Raw genomic sequence first — 3,084 nt, forward strand, 5'->3', positions numbered from 1 at the left:
GCCGCTCACTGATCGAACGCCTTATCCTCGGGCGCTCTAAAAATCAGGCCTACAGGGAGCGGCTGTAGGCGTCGAAGGCGCGGGTCGCGAGTTTCCCGGCTATCGCGGCGAGCCCGGTGAGGCAGCAGAGGTAGATGCTGACCGCCAGCCAGTCCGGGTCGGTCGAGCCGGCCTCGCGGGCGGCGCTGACCGCCCAGTCCACCGGGTTGACCCGCGCGATGGTCTTCATCCAGCCCGGCATGAGGTTCCGTGCCATGATTGCCGATGACATGAACGTCAACGGCAGGATGGCGAAGTTCACCGCCGCGATCAGGACGTCCTCCTTCCGCACGAGCAGGGCCAGCGCGTTCGAGCAGGCCGCGACCGTGACCGCGACCAGCGACGCGGCTGTGAGCAGGACGGCCGGGCCGACCAGGCCGTTGCGGTAGTGGGTCCCGACGGCCCAGCCGAGCAGCATGATGATGACCGACTGGATGGTGGTGACCACCACCTGGTAGACAAGCGCGCTACTGATCAGCGCGGATCGCCGGACCGGTGACGTGAGCATCCGGTCCATGACCCCGCGATCGATGTCGACGATGACCCGCATGCCGGACCAGCCGGCTGAGAACAGAGCGCTCATCACCACGACGCCGGCAGTCAGGAAATCGAAGTAGGATCCGCTGCCGAAGCCGGGAACATCGACGACCCGGCGGAACAGCGAACCGAACAGGGGCAGCCAGACCACGGCCTGCACGATCGTGATCGCCAGGTAGGCGGGCTGGCGAACCAGCGCACGCAGCTGCCGCACAGTCAGCCAGCGCAGCTGGCTGCCGGCGGACGCCGCGTACTCCGTTGCGGGCGACGGCGCCGGCCGGGAACCTGAAGCATCCACCCCACGGCCGGGGCGGAGCGTGCTGTCCATGGCAGCCGCTCCGGTGACCGCGTTGCCAGACCAGGTGGTGGTGCCGGTGCCGCCTGACATCACGCCACCTCCTTTTTGCGCGCGACGCCCTGTTCCCGGCCGTTCGTGTCGTCGGTACCAGCACCAGTACCAGCACCGACGCCGGCCGGGCGCGGGCCGGTCCCGGCGGTGGCCCTGAACCGGTGGCCGACATGGCGCAGGTAGACGTCATCCAGTGATGGTCTGGCGATCGTCGCCGCGATGACCGTGGTGTCCACCTGTTCGAGAGCGGCGAACACGGCGGGCAGGGACGACGCGCCGTTGGTCACCCGGCTGTGGACCTCGCGACCGTCCAGCGTGGTCTCGGTGACCCCGGGAATCCCGTTGAGGGCCATGGTGATGCCCTCCGCGAGAGCGGCGTCGGGAACGGTCGCGAGTTCCAGGCGGACGGCGTCTCCCCGCAGTTCGCTCTTGAGTTCGTCCGGGCTGCCTTCGACAAGGATGCGGCCGCCGTCGATGATGGCGACCCTGGACGCGAGCCGGTCCGCCTCCTCCAGGTAGTGGGTGGTCAGCATGATTGTCAGGCCGTCCGCCGCGAGTGAACCGATTTCGTCCCACATCTGCATGCGTGCGTGCGGGTCGAGCCCGGTGGTGGGTTCGTCGAGGAACAGCACGCTGGGCCGGTGCACCAGCCCGACGGCCACGTCGAGCTTCCGGAGCATGCCGCCGGAGTAGGTGCGCGCTGGGCGATCGGCGGCCTGGGCCAGCTCGAACCGGTCGAGCAGGTCGGTGACCCGGGTGGCCAGTTCGGCGCGGGCAAGCCCGTGCAGGTGGGCCGCGAGCGCGATGTTCTCCCGTCCGGTCGCTTCCAGGTCGATGCCGGAACGCTGCGTGACAACACCGATCCCCTGTCGCACCTGGCCGGGATGGGCGAGGACATCGATCCCGGCCACCGTGGCCCCGCCGGAGTCAGGACGCGAGAGCGTGGTGAGGATTTTCACCGTGGTGGACTTGCCGGCCCCGTTCGGTCCCAACAGGCCGAATACCGTGCCCGGGGCGACCTGGAAGCTGAGACGGTCCAGCGCCCGGACGCCACCTCGGTAGTGCTTGACCAGGTCGGACGCCTGGATCGCACAATGCCCGCCGGAGCCCACGAACATGGCTGTCGCCGTGGGGATGGCTGTCGCGGGCATGGACATGGACATGGACGCGACCGGGCCAGGCGCCTGGAGCAGCTGCGTGGTGGAGCTGCCGGTCGGTCGCGCGGCTTGCGCTGGAGCCGGGTCTGAGGTCATCGGTCCCCCTGAACTTCCTGAACCTGTGGGATGACGGGCGACAGAACGTGGTTCGTTGTTCACGTGATCGGTCTCCGGCTTCGATCGTGCGGGCCGGGCGTTCCAGCGGCGTCCCCGGGCGCGGCGGACGGCGCTGGCGGTGCCGGTTGTTCCCAGGCCGGCCAGGGGCTGGCGCCGGCCGGGCCGGCCTGCGCGGCGATGGCTCGTTCGGTCGTGTTCAGGACGGCGTCGGCCGCGGATCCCGTGTGGCCGCCAGCCCGCAGCGCCCGGACGACGACGTCGCGGATTCGGTCCGGTTCGGTCTCGCGAGTGTGGATGGCATCCCATATGTGGATGCCATCCAGTGTCCGTTCGGAGATCATCTTGATGAGCTCGTCCACGTAGCGGAGCTCGGCCTGGGCCAGCGCGCTGACGAACCCGGTTTCCAGCATGAACAATCGGGGCAGGCCTTCGCGGACGGTGAGGGCCTGCCCCGCGCGGGCGTGCTCGATCTGGAGCATGAGCCGGCTGCGGCGTTCGGTGAGCAGCCGGACGGCGTCTTCTGGCGTGAGCACGGCCAGCATGGACAGCGCCGCCTCGAAGCGCAGGTACTCCTTCGCGGGTGTGCTGACAAGCTCGGACATCCAGTCGTAGAGCTCGGTTCGACCAGCGGTGGTGATCTCGTAGATGGTCCGCTCGGGCCGCCGGCCTTCGCGAACGGTCTCCCGTGCCCTGATGTAGCCGCCACGGGCCAGCGACTCCACCACGGTGTAAAGCGAGCCGTAGGTCAGCTTGATGCTGTTTTCCTTGTGGCGCTCACGCATCGTAGTTGACATTTCGTACGGATGCATGGGCCGTTCGTTGAGCAGCGCAAGCACAGCCAGTGCCAACATGTTTGCCGGCCGTTGATGTGCCATGCTCCCACCA

General features: G+C 68.5%; 3 protein-coding genes. All 3 read right to left on the reverse strand.

The annotated features are described in order from the left end of the window. Positions 1 to 49 precede the first annotated feature (49 nt). The gene (locus tag MJ783_RS17800) at positions 50 to 964 is read right to left on the reverse strand and encodes an ABC transporter permease (RefSeq protein WP_239311736.1); all 915 of its coding nucleotides are present in this window, start codon (positions 962 to 964) and stop codon (positions 50 to 52) included. Continuing rightward, a complete protein-coding gene (locus MJ783_RS17805; RefSeq protein ID WP_370651680.1) occupies positions 964 to 2,043 on the reverse strand; it encodes an ATP-binding cassette domain-containing protein in 1,080 nt (359 codons plus the stop codon). Before MJ783_RS17805 ends, MJ783_RS17800 begins: the two co-directional genes overlap by 1 nt. A 194-nt stretch (positions 2,044 to 2,237) precedes the next feature. Then, the coding region (locus tag MJ783_RS17810) for a PadR family transcriptional regulator (protein ID WP_239311740.1) at positions 2,238 to 3,084 on the reverse strand (847 nt) is incomplete at its 5' end.

The sequence above is a fragment of the Protofrankia sp. Cj3 genome (assembly GCF_917627355.1).
Classification (GTDB): Bacteria; Actinomycetota; Actinomycetes; order Frankiales; family Frankiaceae; genus Protofrankia.

What these genes read in the sequence shown, in the direction of transcription:
- MJ783_RS17800 (WP_239311736.1), bottom strand. Translation starts at nt 964, where the DNA reads ATGTCAGGCGGCACCGGCACCACCACCTGGTCTGGCAACGCGGTCACC.
- MJ783_RS17805 (WP_370651680.1), bottom strand. Translation starts at nt 2,043, where the DNA reads ATGTTCGTGGGCTCCGGCGGGCATTGTGCGATCCAGGCGTCCGACCTG.